The sequence below is a fragment of the unidentified bacterial endosymbiont genome, from assembly GCF_918797525.1.
Lineage (GTDB): Bacteria > Pseudomonadota > Gammaproteobacteria > Enterobacterales > Enterobacteriaceae > Enterobacter.
Genome location: NZ_OU963893.1, coordinates 3,541,618 through 3,567,291, shown reverse-complemented (window position 1 = coordinate 3,567,291; position 25,674 = coordinate 3,541,618). Strand labels below are relative to the sequence as shown.

The window sequence follows — 25,674 nt, the reverse complement described above, 5'->3', positions numbered from 1 at the left end:
TGACCTGCGGTAAGATAGCACTACTCAGAACCCAGCCACATATCAGCCTCTTCAAACATCTCCTGAACAGCTCTGCTTATCTGTTCCTTTTCATGTTTGCTGGCGTCGGTGTTGATCACTGGCAGCGTCATCATCGGCTTAACCCGCACCTCTGCATCGGGAAAGATACGATGCACTCTTTTGGTCAGTTCGCCCAGGATTATATCCTTGGCCCCTGGCAAACCATCAAAATTCCTTTTGTCATAAACGAGTTCTACAAACATAACGATTCCTTAGAGAGTAATGAGGCCTGTGCTTGATCTTCGTTTTTAAAAATACCACTGTATACATATACAGTAAATGAGCGAGTGAGGATTCAACTTATGCCTCGTCAATCGGATATACACGCAGCCTTTGTTGCAACTATTCAACTCAATCCAAAAGGTTATCGCTATCTGAGCACGGATAGGTTCATAGAAAAACTGAGAGAGTACAACTGGCACTTTACCCGGTCTGATGCCAACTCATGGATAGAACGCTATCAGCCAGATTTCGCGGATAAGACGACTGATGGAAGCGATAACCACTACTGGATTCTCCGTAACATGGGGAGGGTTCACTGATGGGTTTTCCTTCACCAGCGATGGATTACGTAGAGCGCCAGCTTTCTCCAGCCGTTCTTTGCAATATTGGTGCAGATAGCCGGGTGCTTGAAACTGATGTTGGGTTCGCTGTAATTGAGCCGGCCACGAAAAAAACGCCTGGCGATGTATTACTGATCCTGTGCGACGGTCACACGCAGTTTGCCAGGCTGATTGGCAAGGCGCTCATTACAGTTGATGGCGAGGCGATAGAGGGTGCGGCGCTTGAAGAAGTTGAGGTTCTGGGGCGGGTGACATTCTTCATCAACCGTGCGATGGATGACGACGACTGCCCGGTGATGTGAAGGAAAACACACAGCTATACCATGAGGCATGGCTGTGTACTCTCTGTGTCACAGTTGTGTCATGCATGGATGAATCAGAAGGAAATACGACAGCAAGTAATGACATGTAATGACACAAACGCGGTGCGAGCGCGGAAAAACCAATGATATTACAGTGTGTTAAACAGTACTCTACGTTCTTCTAAGCCGTAGGTCGTAGGTTCGAATCCTACAGGGCGTACCATTAAATTTCATGCACTTACGCCTCTTTCACTTCCTCCTCATTTCCGGTGTGGGATATATTTGGGACATCAACCCCAAAAATTGAGTCAATTTGCTTCGCATGCTCAGTTAAATGGTTAGGTGCTAAGTGGGCATATCGACGGACCATTTCGATACTTTCCCAGCCGCCCATCTCCTGCAGTACAGATAATGGAACCCCTGACTGAATTAACCAGCTCGCCCATGTATGTCTCAGCTCATGGAATCGGAAATCCTCAATACCTGCTCGACGACATGCAGCATTCCATGCGCTCTGGTCATCAACCCGCATCTTCCTCACTGATGGCGTTTTAGAACCATCAGGTCGAACACCGGCTTTCATGTGGACGAACACCCACTTATGATGATTGCCAATCTGATCGCGCAGCACCTTACATGAGGTATCATTCAGCGCTACGCCAATATCGCTATAAAATCACTACAGATTGATAATGATCGTTTCCGGGCTGTGGTTCGTTATAAAGTTCAGGATCACTTTGGGCTGGACAGTGACGATACATCAAAATTTAAATTTAGCCAGTTCCGATTTTTCCGTATCTGGTCTTTGCTCCAGCGTTACAGTCAGTTTAGTTTTAAGCCATTTATGGCCAATATGGAAACCACCATTGAATTCTCAGGAACCAGAAAATGAGAGTGAAAAGCAAGAAAGCTATTGCTCTGCTGTTTCTGGCTGGTTGTGTGCTACCTGGTAGCAGGCTTTGGCTGTCTCTGCGTTCGGTGGAGGTTGTCGCCGTTCATCACAGAAATAACTATAGTGATGTTTTAGTTAAGAGCTTTCCTTTAACGGATAAGGGGAAAATAAACTGGTGGTTGAAAAATAAAATTAAGTTTAAAGAAAAGTATAACGTACCAAGCCTGCAGCAACGTCAAAAATGGCATTCCTTCCTGCCGCTTTTTTTATACAGAAACGCCTGTTTACACTTGATTGCAAAAGTATAATGAGTATAGTTCTCATTCTCTTTAGTGTTTGCGGGCATTGACGGACATTTTCCGCATTAACAGTGAGCAGATCTCACATGGAACACTGAGTATAACGGTGGATCCTGCTCGGGCCTTACAGCCTGCCAACATAATCATAATCGCACCCCGTGCGACGCAGATCCCCGCCTGACTCTCTTTGAACGGTAAAGGATGTTCCTGATGACCAAAAAAATGTCTGCGCTGGCACTGCTTATCGCTGCTTCACTTTCCGGCTGTGCTGTCCAGCAGACCGCGACTTCGGCTCCGGCGGCCCGGAAGACCATCACTGCCCCGGCTGAAACGGACGTAATCAAGCGCGAACTTGCCGATGGTTTGTACGAAATGGTGCTCAATCCGAAGGGCGATGCGCTGTTTGTCGCCAGCGCTGAAGGCTTCAAGGACGTGCAGGGCGGGGTGATTTACAAACTCGATCCCGCAACCCTGAAAACGATAGGCCGCAGCCATACCGATCTGAAAAATTTCGCACTGGCTATCTCCCCTGATGGACAAACGCTTTACGTCACGCATTCCCTTGACGGTGGTATCGGCGCCTTCAATACGGCAGACGGCAAAATCATAAAACGCCTGATGTTCACCGAGCGCAACAAAGAGGGTTTCCCGTTTGGTGCGCGTGAAATTCTGCTGCATGAAGGAACGCTGTACGTAGGCGGCGTGGGCGATCCTGGCGTGATATGGGTAGTCGATGCAAAAACGCTGAAGCTGAAGAAAACCATCAAAAATGCCGGGCAGTGGGTGACCGGGCTACTGTGGTCTGAACAAACCGATCGCCTGTATGCCGCCAACGGGGGGGGCGAAATCCTGGTTGTCAATCCGCACACCAACAAAATCGAAAAACGCTGGAAGCCGCTGGGCGACAAACCTGCGCTGCTGCTGAATCTGGCGGAAGACACGGCGACAGGCCGCCTGTTCGTTACCGACAATTCCAAAGCTAAAACCACGCTGGTGCTGAATATTCACACCGGTGACGTGATCAAACTGCTGGACGTGGGCGACTCGCTGGCGGTGAAATTCAACGCCAGGCGCAACGAACTGTACATTACCCAGCGCGAAAGTGGAAAACTGCTGAGCCTTGATGCCACCACATATGCCGTTAAACAATCCTGGGATCTGCCACCGAATCCGAACAGCCTGCTGCTGTCGGCGGACGGTCAGACGCTCTACGTCACCGTTAAACAGCCCTTCAATAAAGACCACTCGACGAACGGGCCGGACAGCGTTGTTCGCATCGCACTAAACTAAATTCTAAGGCCCGGTGACGGACCATTTTTGCGCGCACTTTAATGAGTCATTTATGAACAACACCAAAATGCATAAAACGCTGCTGGCGCTTGCCATTAGCGCGGCGACATATACCGCCTTCGCGGCGGAGGCTAAAAAAGAGGATACCCTTATTGTAACAGCCACACCCGCCAGTGATTTTAAACCGGGCGGCGATAGCCTGGTTCCGGCGTTCCTCGACGGTCAGGTTGCTAACGGTGGCCGCATGGGGATGCTCGGTCAGCAAAACGCGATGGATGTGCCGTTCAATATCATAAGCTACACCTCGAAGCTGGTTGAAGATCAGCAGGCGAAAACCATTGCTGATGTCGTCGCCAACGACGCGGGCGTACAGTTCGTTCAGGGTTACGGTAACAGCGCGGAAACCTTCCGTATCCGTGGTCTGAAGTTTGACGGTGACGACATGACCTTTGGCGGGCTTTCGGGCGTGCTGCCGCGTCAGGTGATAGATGCGCAGATGGTTGAACGCATTGAGATCTTCAAAGGGGCAAACTCCCTGATGAACGGCGCGGCCAGCTCGGGCGTGGGCGGAATGATCAACCTTGAGCCAAAACACGCGGGTGAAATCCCGCAGGCGAAAGTTGGCGTCGATTACACCTCCGATTCCCGGATTGGTACCACGCTGGATGCGGGCCGTCGCTTTGGCGACAACGATCAGTTTGGCGCGCGCGTGAACCTTGTCCATCGTGAAGGCGAAACCGGCGTAGCGAACGATCGTCGCCGCACCACGCTGCTCTCTACCGGTCTGGATTACAAAGGTGACAACTTCCGCACTTCCGTGGATGTGGGTTATCAGAAGAAAACCTTCCACGGCAGCCCAACCAGCGTCAATATCTCGGCGGTGGATTTTGTCCCGGAACCGCCGAAAAACGATCGCAACTTCTCGCAGAAATGGGCCTACAGTAATATCGAAAACGAATTTGGGATGTGGCGCAGCGAGTACGACATCACCGATAGCTGGACTGCCTATACTGGCCTTGGCGCACAGCACGCGCATGAGGAAGGGATCTACAGCGCGCCGAAGCTTTTGGATAAGAGCGGTGAGGCGACGGTCAGCCGTCTGGATACAAACCGCATTAGCGACTCCGTCAGCGGAATGGCAGGGATTCGCGGTAACTTTGATACCGGCTTCGTGTCGCACAAGGTAAACGTCGGTTACTCCGCGATGAGTAAAAACGAGAAAATTGGGTGGAAAATGTCGGCGGCGGCAGACAACCCGACCACGAATATTTACCACAACACCGGCGTTGCGATGCCGGACAGCTCTAACTTCAACGGTTCGGGCGGTAACTACAGCGATCCGCTGACCAGCGGGCGCACTCGCACTCAGGGCTGGCTGCTGAGCGATACGCTTGGGGTACTCGACGATAAACTGCTGTTCACCGCCGGGGCGCGTCATCAGAAAGTAGTGATCCGCGGCTACAACAAAATCACCGGGGCGGAAAATGCCGCAGATGGTTTCGATGGTAGCCGCTGGATGCCAACCTATGGCGTGGTCTACAAACCCTGGGATGAGATCTCGGTCTACGCTAACCACACCGAAGCGCTGCAGCCAGGCAAAACCGCGCCTGACAGCGCCAGCAACTACGGTCAGAGCACCGGTATCGTTCACTCTAAACAGAATGAAGTGGGCGTGAAGGCCGACTTTGGCCGCGTGGGCGGGTCCCTGGCGCTGTTCGAAATTAAAATGCCGTCGGCTATTCTCGACAGCGTGACCAAACGCTATGGTCTGGATGCCGAGCAGCGTAACCGCGGCGTTGAACTTAACGTCTTCGGCGAGCCGATGCTGGGTATGCGTCTGAACGCCAGCGCCACCTGGCTGCAGGCGGAACTGACGAAAACCAACAACGGCCTGAACCAGGGTAACGACGCCATCGGCACCCCGAACTTTTATGCCGTGCTCGGCGCGGAGTATGACATCAAACCGATTGAGGGCCTCACCGCCACCGCGCGCGTAAACCACTCCGGTACCCAGTATGCTGACCTGGCGAACACCAAAAAGCTGGACAGCTACACGACGCTGGATCTGGGCATGCGTTATCGCTTCGCGGTAAATCATAATGAAAACCAAATGACCGTACGTGCAGGCATCGACAACGTGACCAATGAAAACTATTGGGCAAGCGTGGATGATTCCGGCACCTACGTTACTCAGGGCGAACCACGGACCTTCAAGGTTTCGGTTGGCTACGCGTTCTAAGCGTTCCACTTTCGTTATCCGGGGCAAGGATGCCCCAATCCCTTGCTCCTTCCAGCATGAAGTGTTAAAACGTGCCCCTTCTAAAAAAGAGACAGGGGTAGGACGTGAAAGACGCGTCATCCGCTTCGGGCAAGGTTAGCCCTGAGGCCTCGTCGGAACAGATCCCGGCGCTGCAACGTGGTTTGCAAAATCGACATATTCAGTTAATTGCCCTCGGCGGCGCTATCGGTACCGGGCTGTTCCTTGGCATCGGCCCCGCTATACAGATGGCTGGCCCGGCGGTTCTGCTGGGTTACGGTATCGCCGGGGTTGTCGCCTTCCTCATCATGCGCCAGCTCGGCGAGATGGTGGTAGAAGAGCCGGTGTCTGGCTCGTTCGCGCATTTTGCGTATAAATACTGGGGCCCGTTTGCCGGGTTCCTCTCTGGCTGGAACTACTGGGTGATGTTCGTGCTGGTCGGGATGGCGGAGCTAACCGCGGCAGGCATTTATATGCAGTACTGGTTTACGGGCGTGCCGACGTGGATCTGGGCGGCGGCGTTCTTCATCATTATCAACGCTGTTAACCTCGTGAACGTGCGCCTGTACGGTGAAACGGAGTTCTGGTTTGCGCTTATCAAGGTGCTGGCGATTATCGGCATGATCGGCTTTGGCATCTGGCTGCTGTTTTCCGGTCACGGCGGCGAACGCGCCACGATTGATAACCTGTGGCAGCACGGCGGTTTTCTGGCGACGGGCTGGAAAGGACTGATCCTCTCCCTGGCGGTGATTATGTTCTCCTTCGGCGGGCTGGAGTTGATTGGTATCACCGCCGCTGAAGCGCGCGATCCGCATAAAAGCATTCCCAAAGCGGTCAACCAGGTGGTTTACCGCATTCTGCTGTTCTATATCGGTTCCCTGGTGGTATTACTGGCGCTCTATCCCTGGGTGCAAGTGAAATCCGACAGCAGCCCGTTCGTGATGATTTTCCACGATCTTAACAGTAACGTGGTGGCTTCTGCGTTGAACTTTGTCATCCTGGTGGCATCTCTGTCGGTCTATAACAGCGGCGTGTACTCTAACAGCCGCATGTTGTTTGGGCTCTCCGTGCAGGGCAATGCCCCTAAATTCTTGACCCGCGTCAGCCGTCGCAGCGTGCCGGTGAATTCATTATTACTTTCCGGGGCTATCACGTCGCTGGTGGTGCTGATCAACTACCTGTTGCCGAAAGAGGCGTTTGGTCTGCTGATGGCGCTGGTGGTTGCCACGCTGTTGCTGAACTGGATAATGATTTGCCTGGCGCACCTGCGCTTTCGTGCCGCTATGCGTCGCAAAGGGCGTGAGACGCAGTTTAAAGCGCTGCTGTATCCGGCGGGGAACTATCTCTGCATCGCTTTCCTGGGGATGATCCTAGTGCTGATGTGCGCCATGGATGAGATGCGCCTTTCCGCCATGCTGCTGCCAGTGTGGGTAGTGTTCCTGTTTGTGGCGTTTAAATTGTCCCGAAGGTAAATCGACAACCCGGCGGCCCCTACGGAAAGGGTGATGATGGACTGGCGCTTTATTTCCCGCGCCAGTACCTGATTATTTCGCCATTGTGCTGGTCAGGGAGCGAATATCATTTCCTGTCGGCGACTGATGGATCCGCAGACCAAACTCATCCACCACCGCGAAAATATGGTCGAAGATATCGGCCTGTATCGCCTCATATTCCGCCCAGACCACCGTGTTGGTAAAAGCATATATTTCAATCGGCAGACCGTTGGCCTCCGGCGCCAGCTGGCGCACCATTAAGGTCATATCGTTACGAATGTGCGGATGGTTACGTAAATATTCATTCAGGTAGGCGCGGAAGGTGCCAATATTGGTCATCTTGCGCAGGTTCAGGACCGATTGACCTTCTCCATTCTCCTGATTCCACAGGTTAATCTCCTCATGTCGCGCCGCCATATACGGCTTAAGCAATTTTGCCTGGATCAGGTGCTGTTGCTCCTGCTCGTCGAGGAAATGAATGCTGGTGGTATCGATATTCAGGCTGCGCTTAATGCGACGACCGCCGGAAGCCGACATTCCGCTCCAGTTGATAAAGGCATCTGACACCAGCGCCCACGTTGGAATAGTGGTGATAGTATTATCAAAATTGCGCACCTTAACGGTGGTCAGGCCGATATCAGTTACCGTGCCGTTGGCGCCGTATTTCGGCATCTCCAGCCAGTCGCCAAGCTTCAGCATGTCGTTAGCCGAAAGCTGGATACCCGCCACAAGTCCCAGTATCGGGTCTTTGAACACTAGCATCAGTACCGCGGCCATTGCCCCCAGGCCGCTTATTAAAATCGCCGGGGACTGACCAATCAGCAGGGAGATAATTAAAATCCCCACCAGAATTGCGCTCACTAGCTTGATGCCCTGAAATATCCCTTTCAGCGGCAGCTGGGAGGCTGTCGCCATTTTTTGCGACAGATTGAAAATTACGTCCAGCAGCGAGAAGAAGGCGAGAAGGGCGTAGACCATCACCCACAGCTTCGCGCAGGTGGTCAGTATTTCTGCCGCTTCGCTGCCTTTTTGCAGCCACAGCACCGCCTGAACATTGACGATTATCCCCTGCAGGGTAAAGGCCAGACGGTGAAATAACTTATTCTGAGTAATGATTTGCAACCATAAATGGCTGCTGGCCTGCGCGCGCTTTTCAAAGGCTCGCAGTACCAGTTTGTGAAGAATAAAATGGACGATGATGGCGGTAAGAAAAATAATACCAAAGATAATCACTAATGAAGTAGTGTGATTAATTTCAATGCCTAACTCTTCAACCTGAGCAATTAATTCCTGCATAATGTCTCCTTTATTGATGCAGCCCCATAATGGCGGCTGCAGAAGTATTATGCAAATTCGTGTGGCTATTTAACCGCCTGACAGGTCTTTACCACCGGTAAGCGCAGATGCTGACGCATACGTAACGTGGCCAGCGCCAGCGCCAGCATCATGGCGGTTTCCACTATAAGAAAGATATTGACCGCCTGGGTGTAATCCCCGTGATGATTCTGCAGCGCGTGCAGCAAAATCGCGCCAAACATGGCCGGGCCAAGCCCCAGTGCGGCCTGTTGCAATGTGCTCAGAATGGCGCTTGCCGCTCCCGCGTCATCAGGTTGAATATCACGCATTCCGATGCGGTAAAAACTGTTCACTATCAACGCCTGCCCATAACCGATAAGCCCGGTCGCTGGTGCGAGCGTGAGCGCGGTGTTGTGCATCCCCCAGTGTTTAAAGGTGGCAATCAGCGCCAGCAGGCCGACCATCTGGATCGACAGCCCGGTCAGCAGGATCGTGCTGGTGCTGTAACGGGCGATCAGACGTGGCGCAAACCATGCAGAGATAAAATAGGTTACCCCCAACGCGATAAAGCTGTTCCCCGATTGCCACGGCGCCATTCCCAGCCCGGTTTGCATAGTTAACGCCATGCAGAACATAAATCCGGACCAGACGCTGAAGAAAAGCATCGCAATCAAAATGCCAAAACGGATACTGTTGAGTTGAAGCAGACGCAGCGGGATCAGCGGATGTGCATCTTCACGCTCTTTTTTACGCGCATTCAATATCATCAGATATCCCAGCGGGAGAGTGCCAATCAGCGCGGCCTTAAGCGGCCAGGACCAGTGCCACTGCGGGCCAAGCGCCATCGGGAATAACAAGCAACAGAGAAGGAGCGCCAGTAAGAGGGTTCCCGTCCAGTCGATGCGCGACGGCGTCTCGCGGCGGGTTTCCGGCACATAACGGCGGCATAACGCCAGCACCAGCAAACAGACGGGCACATTGATAAAGAAAGCATTACGCCAGCCCAACCCGGCGATATCTGCCGACACCAGCCAGCCGCCGCCCATTTGCCCGACGATAAATGCAATGCCGCCGATACCGCCAAACAGACTGAGGGCTTTGGCATGCGCCGATCCTTTCAACGTCACATGCAACGTAGCGAGAATTTGCGGCACGATTAGCGCCGCGCCCGCTCCCTGCACAATGCGTGCTGCCAGCAACTGCGCAATGTTGCCCGCCATACCGCACAGCAGCGAGGCCAGGCCAAAGCCTGCCACGCCCCACATGAACAGACGGCGGCGGCCGAGGTTATCCCCCAGCTTGCTGCCTGGCGCCAGACAGACGGCGAAAGCTACGCCGTAGAGGGCGACAATCAGCTCCAGCTCAGTGGCGGTGGCCTGTAACGAGTGGGTGATGGAGTTCAGGGCGACGTTAGTGATTGAGGTATCAATCAGCGGCAGCATCTGTCCGGTTAAGAGTAGTATCAGGCCTGCGCGACCCGGTGAAACAACTGACGTATTCATGGTAACTCCATTGCGTCAAACCGCGGATGGACGTAGCATCGTCTATCTCATAAACGGGTACCAGTTCTTGCTTATACTGGTACTGGCACTACCCTGCAGGGGGAACTATGGCCTTGATGTCGGAACCCGTCACCTCACGCCAGGATGACACGCGAAAACAGCTCGGTGCATTTTTACGCGCACGGCGTGAAAGTCTTGATCCGCAACGTTTAGGTTTGCCGCGCAGCGGTCGCCGCCGCACACCGGGCCTGCGGCGTGAAGAGGTGGCTATGTTGGCCGATGTGGGGGTGACCTGGTACACCTGGCTTGAGCAGGGAAGGGATGTGAATCCGTCGGGCGCGGTAATGGCCGCGGTTGCAAAAGCGCTGCAATGTACTCCAACCGAAGCACGACACCTGTTTGTACTGGCCGGACTGCCGCCGGGCGAAGCGCCTCAGGCGGTGTGCTGCGAGGAGACCAGCGAAGGTACGCGTCGCTTGCTTGATACTCTGATGCCAAAACCTGCCAGCATCCAGAAACCGAATTTTGACATCGTGGCGTGGAACGACAGTTTTGGGCATCTGATGGGCGTTGACTTCAATACGATCCCACCGGAAGACCGCAACTGTATTTATCTCTTTCTCACCCATCCGGCATGGCGGTCACGGCTCGGCAAACGCGATGACGCGCTGGCGATATTTGTCTCCTATTTCCGTGCGGCGATGGCCGAACACCGGGGCGACCCACTGTGGGAAGCCAGACTTGCGCGGTTTTTTGCGGTGTCGGCGGAGTTTGAAACCCTGTGGCGCCAGCGCAACGACGTGCGCGGCGTAGAGAACCAGCTCAAGGTATTCTGCCATCCTGAACTGGGGGATTTTACCCTGCAGCAAATGTACTGGTATTCCGCTCCCCGTAACGGTTCGCGGCTGTTAGTCTATTTACCGGTGGATGCGCCGGGGGAAAAGGCGCTGACATGGCTGGCGGAGCAGGCAAAATAAACAGCATCCGTTAATAAGAACGACTCCTGCGCTGCATACTCGCTGAGGGGGAACTGATGAGCGCTCCTCTTCTCCTCAGCACTCCGTGACAATTGTGCTCAGTGGCAGGCGAGATTTAGGCAACGTGGCGTTGAAATCTTCCACGCTGTGATGGCCAACGGGCACCACCACCAGGCTGGTAAACCCTTTCTCTTTCAGGCCAAACTCTTCGTCGAGAATAGCGGCGTCGAAGCCTTCAATGGGTACCGCGTCCAGACCCATCGCACCCACGCCCAGCAGGAAGTTACCGACGTTCAGGTAAACCTGTTTCGCCATCCACTGGTCGTCATCTTTCAGGTCCACACGGTGCATATCGGCAAAGTAGCAGCGGCCTTTGTGGTTAGCAGCTTTCGCTTCAGGAGAATTGAAGCGGCCGTCGGCCTCTTCCTGATCCACCACGCGCTCAAGCCATGCATCATCCATTGCGGTTTTCGCGCAGAACACCACCACGTGCGAGGCATCCAGCATTTTACGTTCGTTGAACACGTAAGTGCCCGCCGCAGACTTTGCCACGCGCGCTTTGCCCTCTTCGGTACTGGCCACAATAAAATGCCACGGCTGTGAATTGGTGCTGGACGGACTGTACTGCAGCAGGGTTTTGATTTTTTCCGCTTCTTCAGCGGTCAGTTTTTTGCTTGCGTCAAACGCCTTAGTCGAGTGGCGTTTCAGGGCGACAGAAATAATATCCATAACAACTCCTGGGGATGAGATTAGCCCGTAGTCAGGCGCGAAAGAGAGGCAGATTACCGTGCGAAACGGTAAATGATAAGTGCAATTCGGGCGCTTATACTTTTCGGTTCAAACGAACAATCAGGCCGGACGTATCCTTTTCTGAACTTTTTTCGGCAGTTTATCCACCACCAGATTCCACGAATCGTTGATAAGGTCTGCGACCAGATCTGGCGTAATATCGTCGGTGCCGTAGAGCGAAATCCAGTGCTTCTTATTCAGATGATAACCGGGCTCAATGCCACGATAAATTTGTTGATTAAGAAGGGATTTGTCGGGATCGGATTTTACGCTGACATGGCGGCGTCCCTTGACTACCGCCATCAGCATAAAAATCTTTCCGTCCACTTTGAACACATCATATTCCGGACCAAACGGCCAGCAGTGTTCGGTAAAGGGCAGTTCGAGGGCGATGCGTTTCGCATGTTCTTGTAATGATTTACTCTCCATTGGTTTCCTCATGTGCCAGGCCGCGCCACATGGCCTCAAAACCGAGTGCTTTAAAATCAGCGGCGCGGGACGGATCGCGGGTGGCGAATTCCATGGTGGTTTCGGCAAGGGTTAAGAAAATCGCATCACCGAACGTTTTGAATTCATCGGACATAAACACCTGGCGCACCGAGCGACGGCACAGTTCATGCAATTCCGGGAACATATCTTTTACCGCCTGCTCGGTCTCGGTGTTGATCTTTTCGCTGACGCCAAGCTGGCGAATGGCGGCATTCGCCACGGGATTACGGATCCCCCATTCCACATAGCTGTTCCAGATATTGCGGGTATAGGCTTTCGGATGGGTAAGCGTGCGATCGAGAGTAGAGAGCATGGTCTGGCAAAGATCCTGCTTAAGGTGCAGATAGAGTGCATTCAGCAGATCGTCTTTGGTAGCAAAGTAGCGAAACAGTGTGCCTTCAGCGACACCCGCATTACGGGCAATTAACGCCGTTGAGGCGGCAATCCCCGACTGTGCAAACGCAGCCGTAGCGGCTTCCAGTAAGGCCTGTTTTTTATCTTCACTCTTCGGACGTGCCACTAAATTTTTCCTCCTGTCAATTATAAATGCCGTGATTGAAACACGTGCTCTGCCACGCTGCAACGCGGAATGTCAAAGAACGAAAACATCTTGACGATATATTCATCATATCCAATAATGAGTGCTTACTCACTCATAATCAAGTTTAATCCGCGTAAACCATTGGATGGGGCGCGTCGTCAGGTCAGGAAATGAAAAAGCCTCTATTCATCTGCGTGGTGTTTGTCATGATTATCGCTTCAGCGGCCAGTTTACCTTTTATTCTTAACCCCGGATTCGGCCAGCCGCCGCACGGGGCGCAGCTTACGCAAGTGGAAGCTTCGCCGCAGTATCGCGACGGGAAATTCCATAATACGCTGCCGACGCCGGGTTTTACCGGTGAGCAGAATATGCTGGTGGCATGGTGGCAATTTCTGACCCGTAAAACGGAAAATGCGCGCCCTGCGCAGCCGCTACCGCTGGTCAAAACGGATCTCACGAGCCTGCCGCTGGAGCAGGACACGCTGGTGTGGCTTGGCCACTCCTCCTGGTATATGCAACTAGCGGGTAAACGTATTCTGATCGACCCGGTGCTCGGTAGCTACGCCGCGCCATTTTCGTTCCTCAACAAAGCCTTTGCCGGTGAGTATCCATGGCATGCAGAGAGCATGCCGGAGGTCGATCTGCTGATTATCTCTCACGATCACTACGATCATCTGGATTACGCCACCATCAAGGCCCTGTTGCCAAAGGTGAAGCGCGTGGTCACCCCGCTGGGTGTGGGGTCGCACTTGCGTTACTGGGGCATGAACCCGACGATTATCGACGAGCGGGACTGGAATCAGTCGGTACGCATCAGCGATGCGCTGACGGTGCATGTGCTGCCTGCGCGCCACTTCTCCGGGCGAGGCATCAAGCGCGACCAAACGCTGTGGGGCAGTTTTATGTTCGTCACGCCAGAACAGAACGTCTACTACAGCGGTGACTCGGGTTACGGTCCGCACTTCAAGGCCATCGGCGAACAGTTTGGCGAGGTGGATTTAGCCATTATGGAAAACGGCCAGTATGACCAGGACTGGAAATACATTCACATGCTGCCGGATGAAACGGCACAGGCATCGGTGGACCTGAAGGCTAAAGCCGTTGTTCCAGGGCATAACGGACGCTTTGTGCTGGCGAAACATACCTGGAACGATCCGCTTATCCAGTTGGCCCGTGCCAGCAAGGATAAAAACTATCGGCTACTGACGCCGGAACTGGGCGAGCCTGTTCGGGTGAGCGATAGCACACAACAATTTCGTGAGTGGTGGGAATAATGTTTAATCGAGAAGCAGAGGGGGAGAGCAGTATGCCTATTTCCGCTCAGGTCATCGACACCATCGTCGAATGGATCGACGACAACCTACATCAGCCCTTGCGCATAGAAGAGATTGCCCGCCACGCGGGATACTCGAAATGGCATCTGCAGCGGTTGTTTATGCAGTATAAAGGGGAGAGCCTGGGGCGCTATATCCGCGAACGTAAGCTGCTGCTGGCGGCGCGCGATCTGCGAGAATCAGACGAGCGGGTATATGACATTTGCCTGCGCTACGGGTTTGATTCGCAGCAGACTTTTACTCGTATCTTTACCCGCACGTTCAACCAGCCGCCGGGCGCTTACCGCAAAGAAAATCACGGCCGGGCACACTGAACGCATCGGCCCGATGCCGTTAAAGATGATATTGCAAATTATTACCATTTGCATTAGCGTTATTGGCAAATAACATCGTGGAACGGGCTGTAATGAAAAGGGCATGGAGTGGATTGTTGTTAGGGATCGGTGCGTTGCCCGCAGTCGCGGCAACCTGCGAACACTCTTCCCTGCAGGGGGATGTACAGGGAAAGTTTGATGCCAGCGGTGAAGTTTGCTTTGTGTTGCCCGGGCTTAACAAAAACTATGTTTCCGCCACGCTAAACGGCGTAACGGATGCGCGACTGCTGGACGGGCATAACCGTCGCCTGCGTACGCTGGTTGAAAAAGGGCCCGCCGACGGTGAGCACACGCTGCTTTTTGCGCTGCCGGTGCAGCAAAGCAGCTCACTGGTGTTGCACGGCAAAGCGGGTATGCCGTGGCGTTTTCAGTGGCGAATGAAAGAGACCTCCCCGTTACCCCGCATGCAGATGCTGGAGCCTGAAAGCCCCACGCTGCAGACGCTGGCAAAAACGCTTGCTGCCGGAGGGAGTACCGATGCGTTCTGGCAGGCGCAGGTTCGCCAGGGAACGCCGATGGTCGAACCGATCGATGCCAGCCATAAGCGCGTGACCTTCTTATGGCGGGGCGCGCAGGACAACGTCTTTATACTCGGTTCACCGGCGGGGGATCACGATCCGCTGTTCCGTTTGGGCAAGAGCGACGTCTGGTTTCGCAGCTACGTCGTGCCTGCGGATACGCTAATGCAGTACAAACTTGCTCCCGATGTGCCGTTGATCGATGGCTCCCCGCGCGAACAGCGGCGGGCGATCCTGGTAAGCGCCCAGGCCGACCCGCTGAACCCGAACACCTTTGGTGAACAGAAATCCGATCGCTGGAACCGCTTTTCGTTGCTCGAGCTTAGCCCGGCACGTTACTGCTCGGTGCAAGCCACAGCCCAGCCACTGGCGCACGGCACGTTAAGTCGCCAGCGTCTTGACAGCAAAATCCTCGGCAATTCACGTGAGGTCATTATCTACAAACCACGTGGCGTACAGCCCGCGCGCTGGACGTTGATACTGTTTGACGGGCAGATTTATCAGGACGACTACCATTTCGCCAACGTGCTGGATGGCCTGATTGCTCGCCACCACCTGCCGCCTGTTAACGTGGTCTTTATCGATAGCCTCGATCACGCCCGACGTGGAAAAGAGTTGCCGCCCAGCCCGGTGTTCGCTGATTTCATGGCCCATGAATTGTTGCCGTGGTTGCGCGGGCAGGGGATAGCGCGACAGCGGCAGAAAACGGTGCTGGCCGGTTCCAGCTACGGCGGAATTGCGTCATCGTGGGTGGCGCTACGCTACCCACGGCTGTTTGGTAACGTGCTGAGCCTGTCTGGCTCGTACTGGTGGGCGCCAAAAGGCGAAGCTCCAGGTTGGCTAACGCGTCAGTTCAGGCATTCACCGCTGTATCCGGTGCGTTTCTGGCTGCAGGCCGGGAAGTTTGAAACCACGGGGCCGGGCGGCGGGATCTACCGTACCACCAGAGATTTTGAACAGGTCTTAAAGGAGAAGGGGTATCGCGTCAGCTTCCACCCATGGTCCAGCGGCCACGACTACGCGGCCTGGTGTGAAGCGCTGATCCACGGGATGCGTGATTTGACCGGTTTACGAAGCCAGTGAAAACCAGCGGCGCCAGACAAAACGCAGGATGAAAAATTCAAGGGTGCCGAGCAGTAAAAACCAGAGGCAGAACAGAAGGGTGTAAAGCTGATTGAGATCGACCAAATGGAAGGTCGCAACCAGCTTCTGCGCCAGCACCAGACCCAGCGATGGCGCAGGTAACAGCAGGCATGAGATTAGGGCGAGCAGTAAAATGCCCCCCGCAACGAGAAGCGATTCTAACGGGTGTTTCATCTTAATGTTAATCGTCAGTTAAAAATGCCATTGTCAGGCATCCTGGATCGTAAAGCAATATCTACCCGGAGACGGTTTTTTAATTTAATAAAGCCATAGTCTGCTAATTAAGCGTCAAAAAATAATAATGACGCCGTGATAATTAAATGAGCATCACCTTATGTAAAAATACGTCTGCTTCACGAAAACAATTTTACAAAGGTATATGTACTAAAGCCAATTAACGTTGCAATAACAATGGCAGCGACAATGTATAACGCCAGGCGGCGCCCGCGATAAATGCCGAACATGCTTCCTCCTTGTTTAATATTGGTTTAGAAATATTTTGTAAAAATCACTGTATCAAAATGATTTTTAGCTGTTTTGTCTAACCCGGCAGTAATTATATTGCGGCAGATCAATTTAACCCGCAAGCATTAAAAAATATTTATTAAAGCCCGAAAGGAATTCAGGCTACCGCTTAACGATTATTAAAGGAAAAATACGATGACCAAAAAGAACCTCTCACAGAATACGCCACCCGCAAGCGGGCAGGCGTATCAGCAGTCTGTAGAGCACGTGCTGGCTAACATGCAGAGTCAGACCAACGGCTTAGATCGTGCTGAAGCTCAGGCACGTTTGCAGAAGCATGGACCAAACGCGTTACCGCAGAAAAAGGGTAAGCCGGGTTGGTTGCGTTTTCTCGCGCACTTTAACGATGTTCTGATTTACGTTCTGCTGGCGGCGGCGGTATTAACGGCGGTGATGGGCCACTGGGTCGATACGCTGGTGATCCTTGGCGTGGCGGTGATCAACGCTTTAATTGGGCACATCCAGGAAAGTAACGCTGAGAAATCGTTGCAAAGTATTCGTAACATGCTCTCCAGCGAGGCGCGCGTTATTCGCAACGGCAACCACGAAACCCTTCCGACAACTGAAATTGTCCCGGGCGATATTATTGTCCTGCGCGCCGGGGATCGTATTCCGGCCGATATGCGATTAATCGAAGCGCATAATTTGCGTGTCGAAGAGGCGATTCTGACCGGTGAATCTACGGTCGTGGATAAGCACACCAACCCGCTGAGCGGCGAATTGCCGCTGGGCGACCGCACTAACCTGGTGTTCTCCGGTACCACCGTGAGCGCAGGTGGCGGTATCGGCGTGGTGATTGCTACCGGCCAGGATACCGAACTGGGCCATATTAACCAGATGATGGCTGGCATTGAAAAACACCGTACGCCGCTGCTGGTACAAATGGATAAGCTGGGGAAAGCGATCTTCGCCATTATTCTGGCGATGATGGCCGCGTTGTTTATCTTCAGCCTGGTGTTCCGCGAGATCCCGATGGGCGAGCTGCTGCTCTCTCTGATTAGCCTGGCGGTAGCCTCTGTACCGGAAGGTCTGCCAGCCATTATCTCCATCATCCTCTCCCTGGGCGTGCAGGCGATGGCGCGTAAGCGTGCCATTATCCGCAAACTGCCGACGGTAGAAACCCTGGGGGCAATGACCGTGGTCTGCTCGGATAAAACCGGCACCCTGACCATGAACGAGATGACGGTAAAAGCCATTATCACTGCCGATACCTGCTACCGCGTGGATGGCAACAGCTACGAGCCTGTGGGTAACATCTATCTGGAAGGCAGCGATGAGCCGGTGAAAATCCAGCCGGGCACCGTGCTTGAGCAATACCTGCGCACCATTGACCTGTGTAACGACAGCCAGATGATTCAGGATGAGCGCGGTCTGTGGGGCATTACCGGTGGGCCGACCGAAGGGGCGCTGAAAGTGCTGGCGGCGAAAGCCAATCTTGTGCCTGTCATGACCACGCTGATTAACAAGATCCCGTTCGACTCACAGTATAAGTACATGAGCACCCACTACCAGATTGGCGGTGAGGAGCAGATCCTGATTACCGGTGCGCCAGATGTGATTTTCTCTCTCTGCGCCCAGCAGCAGACCCGTAACGGCGCCGAGTCTTTCGACCGCACGTACTGGGAAACCGAGATGGAGCGCTATGCGCGTCAGGGGCTGCGTATGGTCGCTGCGGCGTTCAAACCGGCCAACGGTGAGCAGGAATTGACGCATGATGATCTCAATAACGGGCTGATCTTCCTCGGCATTGCCGGGATGATGGATCCGCCGCGTCCGGAAGCGATTGAGGCAATTAACGCCTGTCAGCAGGCGGGGATCCGCGTGAAGATGATCACCGGGGATCATCCGCAGACGGCAATGAGCATCGGGCAGATGTTAGGCATTACTAACGCCGAGCAGGCGGTGACCGGCTATCAGCTTGAGAAGATGGACGACGCTGAGCTGGCGGAAGCGGCGGTGAAATATGACATCTTTGCCCGTACCAGCCCGGAGCATAAGCTGCGTCTGGTACAGGCGTTACAGAATAAAGGCGAAATCGTGGGCATGACCGGCGATGGGGTGAATGATGCCCCGGCGCTGCGCCAGGCTGACGTGGGCATCGCGATGGGGATCAAAGGTACTGAAGTCACCAAAGAGGCGGCGGACATGGTCCTGACGGACGATAACTTCGCCACCATTGCCAGCGCGGTAAAAGAGGGGCGTCGTGTTTACGACAACCTGAAGAAGACCATCCTGTTCATCATGCCGACCAACCTGGCGCAGGGGCTGCTGATTGTGATTGCGCTGCTGGCGGGGAACATTATTCCGCTGACGCCGGTGCTGATTTTGTGGATGAACATGGCGACCTCCGCTACGCTCTCCTTTGGCCTGGCCTTTGAAGCGGCAGAGCGCAACATTATGCATCGTCCGCCGCGTCAGACGGGTCAGCACGTCATGGATGCTTTCGCGGTGTGGCGAGTGGCGTTTGTCGGCACTATGATTGCTATTGCGGCGTTTGCGCTGGAAGCCTGGCTGGCCCCTCGCGGCCACAGCGCGGAGTTCATCCGTACCGTGTTGCTGCAGATGCTGGTGTGCGCGCAGTGGGTCTATATGATTAACTGCCGTAACACTGAAGGGTTCTCCCTGAACCGCGGTCTGCTGGCGAACAAAGGGATCTGGCTGGTCACGGGCGTGCTGTTCCTGCTCCAGGCGGCGATTATCTACCTGCCGTTTATGCAGATGCTGTTTGGCACTGAAGCACTGCCGCTGCGCTACTGGTTTGTGACCCTGGCCGTGGCGAGCGTGATGTTCTTCATCGTCGAGATTGAGAAGCGACTGACCCGCAGGTTCCGTAAGGCTGCGTAACTTAACACCTTACCCCTCACTCAGCCCTCTCCCCACAGGGGGGAGGGTGTTCTGGTTCCCACTCCCCCGTGGAGAGAGGATTAGGGTGAGGGGGGGCAATTCCTGAGGTACTTCCATGAAATTCCCGCTCCTGTTCGCCTTTCTCGCCTGTACCCTGCAACCCGCATTTGCTGCCGCTGTTCCCGTTCGGGTTGCCACCGTAGAACAAACGGCCCACGCTGCGGAGCGTCAAATTCCCGGTCGTATCGAAGCCATTCATACCGTTGAGTTACGCGCCCGCACGGAAGGGGTTATCACCAAAGCGCCATTCCGCGACGGGCAGTATGTGAAAAAAGGCGACGTGCTGTTTGAGCTGGACGACGCTGAACCGCGTTCCGCCGTGCGTCTGGCGCAGGCTGAAGTGAAAAGCGCCGAAGCAACTCTGCGTCAGGCACAGCAGCAGTTATCTCGCTTCGAAAGCCTGGGCACCAGTAACGCCATCAGCCGTCACGACGTCGATAACGCCCGCATGCAGCGCGATGTCGCCAGCGCCGCGCTGGAACAGGCCCGTGCCCGGCTCGAAACCCGCAACGTGACCTTGAGCTACACCCGGATCGTCTCACCCATTGATGGTCGCGTGGGACACAGCAACTTTCACGTCGGCAGCCTGGTGAATCCCTCCAGCGGCGTGCTGGTGGAAGTCGTGCAACTGGATCCGATCCGCATTGCCTTTGCGCTGGAAGAGGGGGTATTTGCCGCCAAAGCCGGGCAGCATCAGGATCTCAACGCCATGAAAAAAGCCTGGCAGGCATTGATAGACAGCAACGGCCAGCGCGTTAGCGGCGAGCTGACGTCGGTTGATAACCGCATCGACCCGCGTACCGCCAGCGTTATGATGCGCGCCGAGTTTGCTAACCCGCGCCACCAGCTCCTGCCCGGCGGGAATGTGAATGTCTATCTGCGCCCGGCAAGTGAGCAGCCGGTGCTGACGCTGCCTGCCGCCGCGGTGCAACAAAACGGTGACGGCTTCTTTGCCTGGATCGTTAATGACGACGGTAAAGCCGAAATGCGTCCGTTGAACATTGCCGGGCAGATTGGCCAGCAGTTCCAGATCTCATCCGGCGTGAAGCCCGGTGAGCGAGCGATCACTGACGGTGCGCAACGCGTGCAGCCAGGTGCCGCCGTTCAGATACTTAATTAAGGAGCCATCATGCTGACGTTTTTTATCAAACGCCCGCGCTTCGCGATGGTGATTGCGCTGGTCATCACTCTGCTGGGGGCCATCGCGCTGAGGATTATTCCTGTGGAGCAGTATCCGCAGATCACGCCGCCGGTGGTGAATGTTAGCGCGTCGTGGCCTGGCGCCAGCTCGGCCGACGTGGCGGAGGCCATCGCCACGCCGCTGGAGACGCAGCTTAACGGCGTGGATCACATGCTGTATATGGAGTCTACCAGTTCGGACGAAGGGACCTACAGCCTCAATATAACCTTTGCGGCGGGAACCGACCCGGATCTGGCCGCCATCGACGTCCAAAACCGCGTCGCGCAGGCCGTGGCCCAGCTTCCCGCAGAAGCCCAGCAAAACGGCGTCCAGGTGCGTAAACGCTCCACTAACCTGATGATGGGGGTAAGCCTTTACTCACCGAATAACACCCACACGCCGCTGTTTGTCAGCAACTACGCCAGCACTCAGGTGCTTGAGGCGTTGTCTCGCCTGCCGGGCGTCGGGCAGGTGCAGATGTTTGGCGCACGCGATTACAGCATGCGTATCTGGTTGCGTCCGGATCGGATGAACGCCCTGAACGTCACCACTGACGATGTGGCGCAGGCGCTGAGTGAGCAAAACGTACAGGGCGCGGCGGGACAGGTCGGTACGCCACCGGTCTTTAACGGCCAGCAGCAGACACTGACCATCAACGGTCTGGGACGTTTAAACCGGGCCGAGGACTTTGCCGACATCATTATTCGCGTCGGTGAGATGGGCCAACTGGTGCGTCTGAAGGACGTGGCGAATATCGAACTAGGCTCGCGCAGTTACAGCTCCGGCGCCCAGTTGAATGGACAAAGCTCTGCTTATCTCGGTATCTACCCTACGCCATCCGCCAACGCCCTGCGCGTAGCCGATGGGGTGCGCGCTGAACTGGATCGACTCTCCACGCGCTTCCCGGACGATCTGGTCTACGAAGTTAAATTCGATACCACCTCGTTTGTCGCCGCGACCATTAAGGAAATTGGCGTTTCACTGACGCTCACCATGCTGGCGGTGGTGGTGGTGGTTTCCTTGTTCCTGCAAAGCTGGCGTGCCACGCTGATTGTGGCGCTCGCCATTCCCGTATCGCTGGTGGGCACCTTTGCGGTGCTGTATGCGCTCGGCTATTCGGCCAACACGCTTAGCCTGTTTGCCATTATTCTGGCGCTCACCATGGTGGTTGATGATGCCATCGTCGTGGTGGAGAGCGTCGAAACGCTGATGGCGGAAGGGCAGAGCCGAACGGCGGCGACGGCACTGGCGCTGCGCCAGATTGCCGGACCGGTCATTGCGACGACTCTGGTACTTCTGGCGGTGTTTGTGCCGGTGGCATTGCTGCCAGGGATTGTCGGCGAGCTGTACCGCCAGTTCGCGGTCACGCTCTCAACGGCGGTCACCCTTTCAAGCCTGGTGGCGCTGACCTTGACCCCTGCGTTATGTGCAATGCTGCTGCGTCCGCGATCGGCGCGACCGGCGGCGATTTTTCGCGGCTTCAACCGCGGGCTGGATGCAACACGTAACGTCTACGCCCGCATTGTAAATAGCTTAAACCTTCGCCCGTGGCTGGCACTGCTGGCGACCGCCGGCGCGGCTGCCGTGGTGGTATTCAGTTTTATGTCGATGCCAAAAGGTTTTCTGCCACAGGAAGACCAGGGCTACTTCTTCGCCAGCGTCCAGTTGCCGGAAGCGGCGTCTCTGGAGCGTACCGAAGCGGTGATGGCCACCGCGCGGGAGCTTATTGCTAAAAACCCGGCGGTGGAAGATGTAATTCAGGTTTCCGGGTTTAACATTCTCAACGGCACCAGCGCCTCCAACGGCGGATTTATCTCGATCATGCTGAAGGACTGGAGCCAGCGTCCACCGCTGAATGAGGTTATGGGAACGCTGCAGCGCCAGCTTCTGGCCCTGCCGGAAGCGACCATCATGACCTTTGCCCCGCCGACGCTACCGGGGCTGGGCAATGCCTCCGGTTTCGACCTGCGTATTCAGGCACAGGCGGGACAAAGTCCGGCAGAGCTGGAGCGTGTGACGCGTGAGGTGCTGGCGAAAGCTAACCAACATCCTCAACTTAACCGGGTGTTCACCACCTGGAGCAGTAACGTCCCGCAGCTGACGTTAACCGTTGACCGCGAGCGCGCCGCCCGTCTTGACGTGCCGGTTTCGCGTATCTTCAGCAGCCTGCAAACCGCTTTCGGCGGCACGCGCGCCGGTGATTTCAGCGTCAACAACCGCGTCTATCATGTGGTGATGCAAAACGAGATGCAGTGGCGTGAGCGCGCCGAGCAAATCAGCGAGCTGTTCGTGCGCAGTAATAACGGGGAGCGGGTGCGCCTGAGTAACCTTGTCACCATCACCCCAACCGTCGGCGCGCCGTTCCTGCAGCAATACAACCAGTTCCCGTCGGTGTCGGTGAGCGGCATGGCGGCAGAAGGGGTGAGCAGCAGTACGGCGATGGCGGTAATGGGCCAACTCCTGGCAGAGAATCTGCCCGCGGGTTACGACTATGCCTGGAGCGGCATGTCGTATCAGGAGCAGCAGACCGGTAATCAGGCAATCTGGATTGTGCTGGCGGCGGTAGTCATGGCGTGGCTGTTCCTCGTCGCCCAGTATGAAAGCTGGACGCTCCCGGCGAGCGTAATGCTCTCGGTGCTGTTCGCCATCGGCGGGGCGCTGGTGTGGCTGTGGGCAACCGGCTATGCCAACGACGTGTATGTGCAAATTGGCCTGGTGTTACTGATAGCCCTCGCCGCCAAGAACGCGATCCTTATCGTCGAGTTTGCCCGTGCCCGGCGCATGGACGGAATGGCGATTGTCGATGCCGCGAGAGAAGGGGCCTCACGCCGCTTCAGGGCGGTAATGATGACTGCGGTATCCTTTATCATTGGCGTATTGCCGATGATGCTGGCGACCGGCGCGGGTGCCCAGAGCCGTCGCATCATCGGGACCACGGTATTCAGCGGCATGCTGGTGGCGACCGTGGTGGGGATCCTGTTTATTCCAGCGCTGTTCGTGCTTTTCCAGCGCCTGCGAGAGTGGGGGCATCGGCTTACGGGCTAGTCGCCCACAGCTCACAATGTTTTTGCACTAAGGAGATGAGCGAGCCACCGTCTGCGATAACGTCCCGCATTCGCTGCGCCTCGCTCTTGCCCTGTTTTAACATCAGACCTATTTCATGGATTGCACTTTTCGCGCCGAGCTTCTCGGCCGAGGGGGCAACCTGTTCCAGCAGCCAGATAATATCGTCGGCCACGGTTTTGTGCTCGCCAGTATGAACGTCCGTCAGAATGCCCTCTAACCCGTAGCGACAGGCCTGAAAACGGTTGAAGCGGTATAGCAAAAAATCTTGTTCCTGATGTTTATACGGCCTGGTGGTTAGCAGCCAGTGCGACGTCGCCTGGATAAGCCCAGCGATATTAATGGCGTGGGCAAGGGTGAGCGGCGTATCCATCACCCGTACCTCCACGGTGCCAAAATGCGGGCTGGGGCGAATGTCCCAGTGCAGATCTTTAATGCTGTCGATCATGCTGGTAGAGCATAGTCGACGGAACAGGCCTTCAAATCCCTGCCAGTTATCCACCCACGGCATCTGGCCGTTATCCGGGAACCCCGAGAAAATATTCAGCCTTGATGAGGCAAATTTTGTGTCCGTGCCCTGCATATAGGGCGACGAGGCCGCGAGAGCGATAAAGTGCGGCACAAAGCGCGACAGCCCGTGTAGCAGGTAGATAGCGTCATCCCCGTTTCGACACCCGACATGCACGTGCTGGCCGAACACTGTGGCCTGCAAAATCAGGTAGCCGAAACGCTCCAGAGTAACGTTATAGCGCTCATCGTTACACACCTCCTGACGCTGCCACTTCTGGAAGGGGTGCGTACCGCCGCCGCAGATCTGAATATGCTGCTCCGCCGCCGCACGCAAAATACTCTGCTGCATCACCGAAAACTGCGCTGCCGCCTGGTCGATGTTATGGCACACGCCTGTGGCTATCTCGAGCATGCTTTCAGTGATGTCATGCTTAACTTCGCCGCCTTTGATTTCATCTTTTACCGCGGCGATAAGGGCGGAGGAGTCCTGGCTCAGATCGTAGCCCGGTGGGTTAACCACCTGCAGCTCAAGCTCGATGCCAAGAGTGTAGGGTTCGGAAGAGTGGAAGTCGGGTAAAGGCATGGTGAGCTCCGCTGTCTGGTCTTCGTTGAGTATAGACAACGACGTCATTATTCCTCTGGCGTGAGGGAATGAACGACGGCTAATACGGTATGGAATGAAAGATGCGTCTGCCTTGCGCCAGAAGCGTAAATGAACACAGCGAGTAGCCAGAATAATCAGAAGCTGCTATACTGTATATAATTACAGTGTCGGGGGTGTGAAATGACTGTTGAAACAAAATTTGTTGTTGTAAGAAAAGGTGAAGAGAAAATGACATTTGCCAGTAAGAAAGAGGCTGACGCTCACGATAAACTGCTTGATATGGCAGAAGCGTTCACCGACTGGCTGTTGCAAAGCGGAATGCAAATGGATGAAACGCAGGCGGAGGATCTTGGGCTGTATCTCGCCGAACAGAAAGAGACTGTGCAGCACATTCTGCGTACCAGCAAGCTCCCTGAGCTCAATGCCGTAACGGCAACAGATATAACAGAGCCAGAGATGTCTGAGAGTAAAAAAATCAGAGCGGTTAAAGCAGCCTGATAACCTGAACACATCATCACCGATCATGACGCCGTAAGCAGGAAAGTGCGCGGCGTTTTTTGTTGCTTATCGGGAGCCACAACAAATTCAAAGGACTGCAGCACAAGCTAGACCGCGCAGACGCTGCAATTCGCGCTATATTCATCAACCTTAGCGACTGACACACGTCCTGATTGTCATGGATTGAGAAATAGTGTGAATATTCATAGTGGTGCTGTCCTGTAGGATCAACGTTTGTTCCTCGCTCTCCCGCACATGCACCACTCACTGT

Annotated in this window: 21 protein-coding genes and 3 pseudogenes; 15 read left to right on the top strand and 9 right to left on the bottom strand. The window is 54.9% G+C overall.

Annotated elements, in window-relative coordinates; translation table 11 throughout:
- Positions 1-20 precede the first annotated feature (20 nt).
- Positions 21-263, bottom strand: a complete 243-nt coding sequence (locus NL510_RS16965; RefSeq protein ID WP_253378459.1) for a DinI family protein — start codon at positions 261-263, stop codon at positions 21-23.
- A gap of 99 nt (positions 264-362) precedes the next feature.
- Between NL510_RS16965 and NL510_RS16960 the strand changes: the two genes are divergently transcribed.
- Both NL510_RS16960 and NL510_RS16955 read left to right on the top strand, forming a co-directional pair.
- Entirely contained in the window at positions 363-602 is a 240-nt protein-coding gene (locus tag NL510_RS16960) for a hypothetical protein (RefSeq protein WP_253378457.1), read from the top strand.
- The gene (locus NL510_RS16955) at positions 602-925 is read left to right on the top strand and encodes a hypothetical protein (protein ID WP_253378455.1); all 324 of its coding nucleotides are present in this window, start codon (positions 602-604) and stop codon (positions 923-925) included. The genes NL510_RS16960 and NL510_RS16955 overlap by 1 nt, the downstream gene beginning before the upstream one ends.
- A gap of 238 nt (positions 926-1,163) precedes the next feature.
- Here NL510_RS16955 and NL510_RS16950 read toward each other — a convergent pair.
- A pseudogene (locus tag NL510_RS16950) lies at positions 1,164-1,589 on the bottom strand (site-specific integrase); the annotation flags it as partial.
- Between NL510_RS16950 and NL510_RS16945 the strand changes: the two are divergent.
- The 5 genes and pseudogenes from NL510_RS16945 to pheP form a co-directional block, all read left to right on the top strand.
- Positions 1,587-1,878 (top strand): annotated as a pseudogene (locus tag NL510_RS16945) (DUF3289 family protein); the annotation flags it as partial. The pseudogenes NL510_RS16950 and NL510_RS16945 overlap by 3 nt on opposite strands.
- Positions 1,814-2,038: pseudogene (locus NL510_RS16940) on the top strand (DUF943 family protein); the annotation flags it as partial. The pseudogenes NL510_RS16945 and NL510_RS16940, both read left to right, overlap by 65 nt.
- A gap of 288 nt (positions 2,039-2,326) precedes the next feature.
- Positions 2,327-3,406 carry a YncE family protein gene (locus tag NL510_RS16935; protein WP_253378453.1) on the top strand — a complete coding sequence of 360 codons (1,080 nt, stop codon included), beginning with the start codon at positions 2,327-2,329 and terminating at the stop codon, positions 3,404-3,406.
- 52 nt (positions 3,407-3,458) lie between these two features.
- The gene (locus NL510_RS16930) at positions 3,459-5,645 is read left to right on the top strand and encodes a TonB-dependent receptor (RefSeq protein WP_253378451.1); all 2,187 of its coding nucleotides are present in this window, start codon (positions 3,459-3,461) and stop codon (positions 5,643-5,645) included.
- Positions 5,646-5,749: 104 nt separating this feature from the next.
- Positions 5,750-7,135, top strand: coding sequence for a phenylalanine transporter (pheP, locus tag NL510_RS16925; RefSeq protein WP_253378448.1), 1,386 nt, complete (start codon positions 5,750-5,752; stop codon positions 7,133-7,135).
- 72 nt (positions 7,136-7,207) lie between these two features.
- On the opposite strand, the gene NL510_RS16920 is transcribed toward pheP, so the two are convergent.
- A complete protein-coding gene (locus NL510_RS16920) occupies positions 7,208-8,452 on the bottom strand; it encodes a mechanosensitive ion channel family protein (RefSeq protein ID WP_253378446.1) in 1,245 nt (414 codons plus the stop codon).
- Positions 8,453-8,517: 65 nt separating this feature from the next.
- Positions 8,518-9,954 (bottom strand): MFS transporter, encoded by a 1,437-nt coding sequence (locus tag NL510_RS16915; protein WP_253378444.1) that lies wholly within the window; start codon positions 9,952-9,954, stop codon positions 8,518-8,520.
- A 107-nt stretch (positions 9,955-10,061) separates the two neighbouring features.
- Between NL510_RS16915 and NL510_RS16910 the strand changes: the two genes are divergently transcribed.
- Positions 10,062-10,931 (top strand): helix-turn-helix transcriptional regulator, encoded by an 870-nt coding sequence (locus tag NL510_RS16910; protein WP_253378442.1) that lies wholly within the window; start codon positions 10,062-10,064, stop codon positions 10,929-10,931.
- 75 nt (positions 10,932-11,006) lie between these two features.
- Here NL510_RS16910 and nfsB read toward each other — a convergent pair whose 3' ends face one another.
- The 3 genes from nfsB to NL510_RS16895 all read right to left on the bottom strand — a co-directional run bounded on the left by nfsB (position 11,007) and on the right by NL510_RS16895 (position 12,729).
- A complete protein-coding gene (gene nfsB, locus NL510_RS16905) occupies positions 11,007-11,660 on the bottom strand; it encodes an oxygen-insensitive NAD(P)H nitroreductase (RefSeq protein ID WP_253378439.1) in 654 nt (217 codons plus the stop codon).
- A 120-nt stretch (positions 11,661-11,780) separates the two neighbouring features.
- The gene (locus NL510_RS16900; RefSeq protein ID WP_253378437.1) at positions 11,781-12,149 is read right to left on the bottom strand and encodes an MmcQ/YjbR family DNA-binding protein; all 369 of its coding nucleotides are present in this window, start codon (positions 12,147-12,149) and stop codon (positions 11,781-11,783) included.
- Positions 12,139-12,729: a TetR/AcrR family transcriptional regulator gene (locus tag NL510_RS16895; protein WP_253378435.1), complete on the bottom strand. Its 591-nt coding sequence runs from the start codon at positions 12,727-12,729 to the stop codon at positions 12,139-12,141. Before NL510_RS16895 ends, NL510_RS16900 begins: the two co-directional genes overlap by 11 nt.
- 191 nt (positions 12,730-12,920) lie before the next feature.
- Between NL510_RS16895 and NL510_RS16890 the strand changes: the two genes are divergently transcribed.
- The 3 genes from NL510_RS16890 to NL510_RS16880 all read left to right on the top strand — a co-directional run bounded on the left by NL510_RS16890 (position 12,921) and on the right by NL510_RS16880 (position 16,059).
- On the top strand, positions 12,921-14,024 hold the full coding sequence (locus NL510_RS16890; RefSeq protein ID WP_253378433.1) for an MBL fold metallo-hydrolase: 1,104 nt from the start codon (positions 12,921-12,923) through the stop codon (positions 14,022-14,024).
- Between the two features lie 32 nt (positions 14,025-14,056).
- Positions 14,057-14,398, top strand: coding sequence for a RamA family antibiotic efflux transcriptional regulator (locus NL510_RS16885; protein ID WP_253384984.1), 342 nt, complete (start codon positions 14,057-14,059; stop codon positions 14,396-14,398).
- 92 nt (positions 14,399-14,490) lie between these two features.
- The gene (locus NL510_RS16880; protein WP_253378431.1) at positions 14,491-16,059 is read left to right on the top strand and encodes an alpha/beta hydrolase-fold protein; all 1,569 of its coding nucleotides are present in this window, start codon (positions 14,491-14,493) and stop codon (positions 16,057-16,059) included.
- Here the strand turns inward: NL510_RS16880 and NL510_RS16875 are convergent.
- Entirely contained in the window at positions 16,045-16,293 is a 249-nt protein-coding gene (locus tag NL510_RS16875; RefSeq protein WP_253378429.1) for a DUF1158 family protein, read from the bottom strand. The genes NL510_RS16880 and NL510_RS16875 overlap by 15 nt on opposite strands.
- Before the next feature lie 486 nt (positions 16,294-16,779).
- Between NL510_RS16875 and NL510_RS16870 the strand changes: the two genes are divergently transcribed.
- The 3 genes from NL510_RS16870 (at position 16,780) to NL510_RS16860 (ending at position 23,773) form a co-directional block, all read left to right on the top strand.
- Complete coding sequence (locus NL510_RS16870) at positions 16,780-19,488, top strand: cation-transporting P-type ATPase (RefSeq protein WP_253378427.1); 2,709 nt, start codon at positions 16,780-16,782, stop codon at positions 19,486-19,488.
- Positions 19,489-19,603: 115 nt separating this feature from the next.
- The gene (locus NL510_RS16865; RefSeq protein WP_253378425.1) at positions 19,604-20,668 is read left to right on the top strand and encodes an efflux RND transporter periplasmic adaptor subunit; all 1,065 of its coding nucleotides are present in this window, start codon (positions 19,604-19,606) and stop codon (positions 20,666-20,668) included.
- A 9-nt stretch (positions 20,669-20,677) separates the two neighbouring features.
- Positions 20,678-23,773, top strand: coding sequence for an efflux RND transporter permease subunit (locus NL510_RS16860; protein ID WP_253378423.1), 3,096 nt, complete (start codon positions 20,678-20,680; stop codon positions 23,771-23,773).
- Here NL510_RS16860 and NL510_RS16855 read toward each other — a convergent pair.
- Positions 23,763-24,884 (bottom strand): YbdK family carboxylate-amine ligase, encoded by a 1,122-nt coding sequence (locus tag NL510_RS16855; RefSeq protein ID WP_253384982.1) that lies wholly within the window; start codon positions 24,882-24,884, stop codon positions 23,763-23,765. The genes NL510_RS16860 and NL510_RS16855 overlap by 11 nt on opposite strands.
- Before the next feature lie 201 nt (positions 24,885-25,085).
- Here NL510_RS16855 and NL510_RS16850 point away from each other — a divergent pair, with 201 nt between their 5' ends.
- On the top strand, positions 25,086-25,403 hold the full coding sequence (locus NL510_RS16850) for a YebG family protein (RefSeq protein ID WP_253378421.1): 318 nt from the start codon (positions 25,086-25,088) through the stop codon (positions 25,401-25,403).
- The last annotated feature ends 271 nt before the right edge of the window (positions 25,404-25,674 follow it).

Coding starts and splice junctions, on each gene's coding strand:
- NL510_RS16965 (WP_253378459.1), bottom strand. CDS start 263: ATGTTTGTAGAACTCGTTTATGACAAAAGGAATTTTGATGGTTTGCCA.
- NL510_RS16960 (WP_253378457.1), top strand. CDS start 363: ATGCCTCGTCAATCGGATATACACGCAGCCTTTGTTGCAACTATTCAA.
- NL510_RS16955 (WP_253378455.1), top strand. CDS start 602: ATGGGTTTTCCTTCACCAGCGATGGATTACGTAGAGCGCCAGCTTTCT.
- NL510_RS16935 (WP_253378453.1), top strand. CDS start 2,327: ATGACCAAAAAAATGTCTGCGCTGGCACTGCTTATCGCTGCTTCACTT.
- NL510_RS16930 (WP_253378451.1), top strand. CDS start 3,459: ATGAACAACACCAAAATGCATAAAACGCTGCTGGCGCTTGCCATTAGC.
- NL510_RS16920 (WP_253378446.1), bottom strand. CDS start 8,452: ATGCAGGAATTAATTGCTCAGGTTGAAGAGTTAGGCATTGAAATTAAT.
- NL510_RS16915 (WP_253378444.1), bottom strand. CDS start 9,954: ATGAATACGTCAGTTGTTTCACCGGGTCGCGCAGGCCTGATACTACTC.
- NL510_RS16910 (WP_253378442.1), top strand. CDS start 10,062: ATGGCCTTGATGTCGGAACCCGTCACCTCACGCCAGGATGACACGCGA.
- nfsB (WP_253378439.1), bottom strand. CDS start 11,660: ATGGATATTATTTCTGTCGCCCTGAAACGCCACTCGACTAAGGCGTTT.
- NL510_RS16900 (WP_253378437.1), bottom strand. CDS start 12,149: ATGGAGAGTAAATCATTACAAGAACATGCGAAACGCATCGCCCTCGAA.
- NL510_RS16890 (WP_253378433.1), top strand. CDS start 12,921: ATGAAAAAGCCTCTATTCATCTGCGTGGTGTTTGTCATGATTATCGCT.
- NL510_RS16885 (WP_253384984.1), top strand. CDS start 14,057: ATGCCTATTTCCGCTCAGGTCATCGACACCATCGTCGAATGGATCGAC.
- NL510_RS16880 (WP_253378431.1), top strand. CDS start 14,491: ATGAAAAGGGCATGGAGTGGATTGTTGTTAGGGATCGGTGCGTTGCCC.
- NL510_RS16875 (WP_253378429.1), bottom strand. CDS start 16,293: ATGAAACACCCGTTAGAATCGCTTCTCGTTGCGGGGGGCATTTTACTG.
- NL510_RS16870 (WP_253378427.1), top strand. CDS start 16,780: ATGACCAAAAAGAACCTCTCACAGAATACGCCACCCGCAAGCGGGCAG.
- NL510_RS16865 (WP_253378425.1), top strand. CDS start 19,604: ATGAAATTCCCGCTCCTGTTCGCCTTTCTCGCCTGTACCCTGCAACCC.
- NL510_RS16860 (WP_253378423.1), top strand. CDS start 20,678: ATGCTGACGTTTTTTATCAAACGCCCGCGCTTCGCGATGGTGATTGCG.
- NL510_RS16855 (WP_253384982.1), bottom strand. CDS start 24,884: ATGCCTTTACCCGACTTCCACTCTTCCGAACCCTACACTCTTGGCATC.
- NL510_RS16850 (WP_253378421.1), top strand. CDS start 25,086: ATGACTGTTGAAACAAAATTTGTTGTTGTAAGAAAAGGTGAAGAGAAA.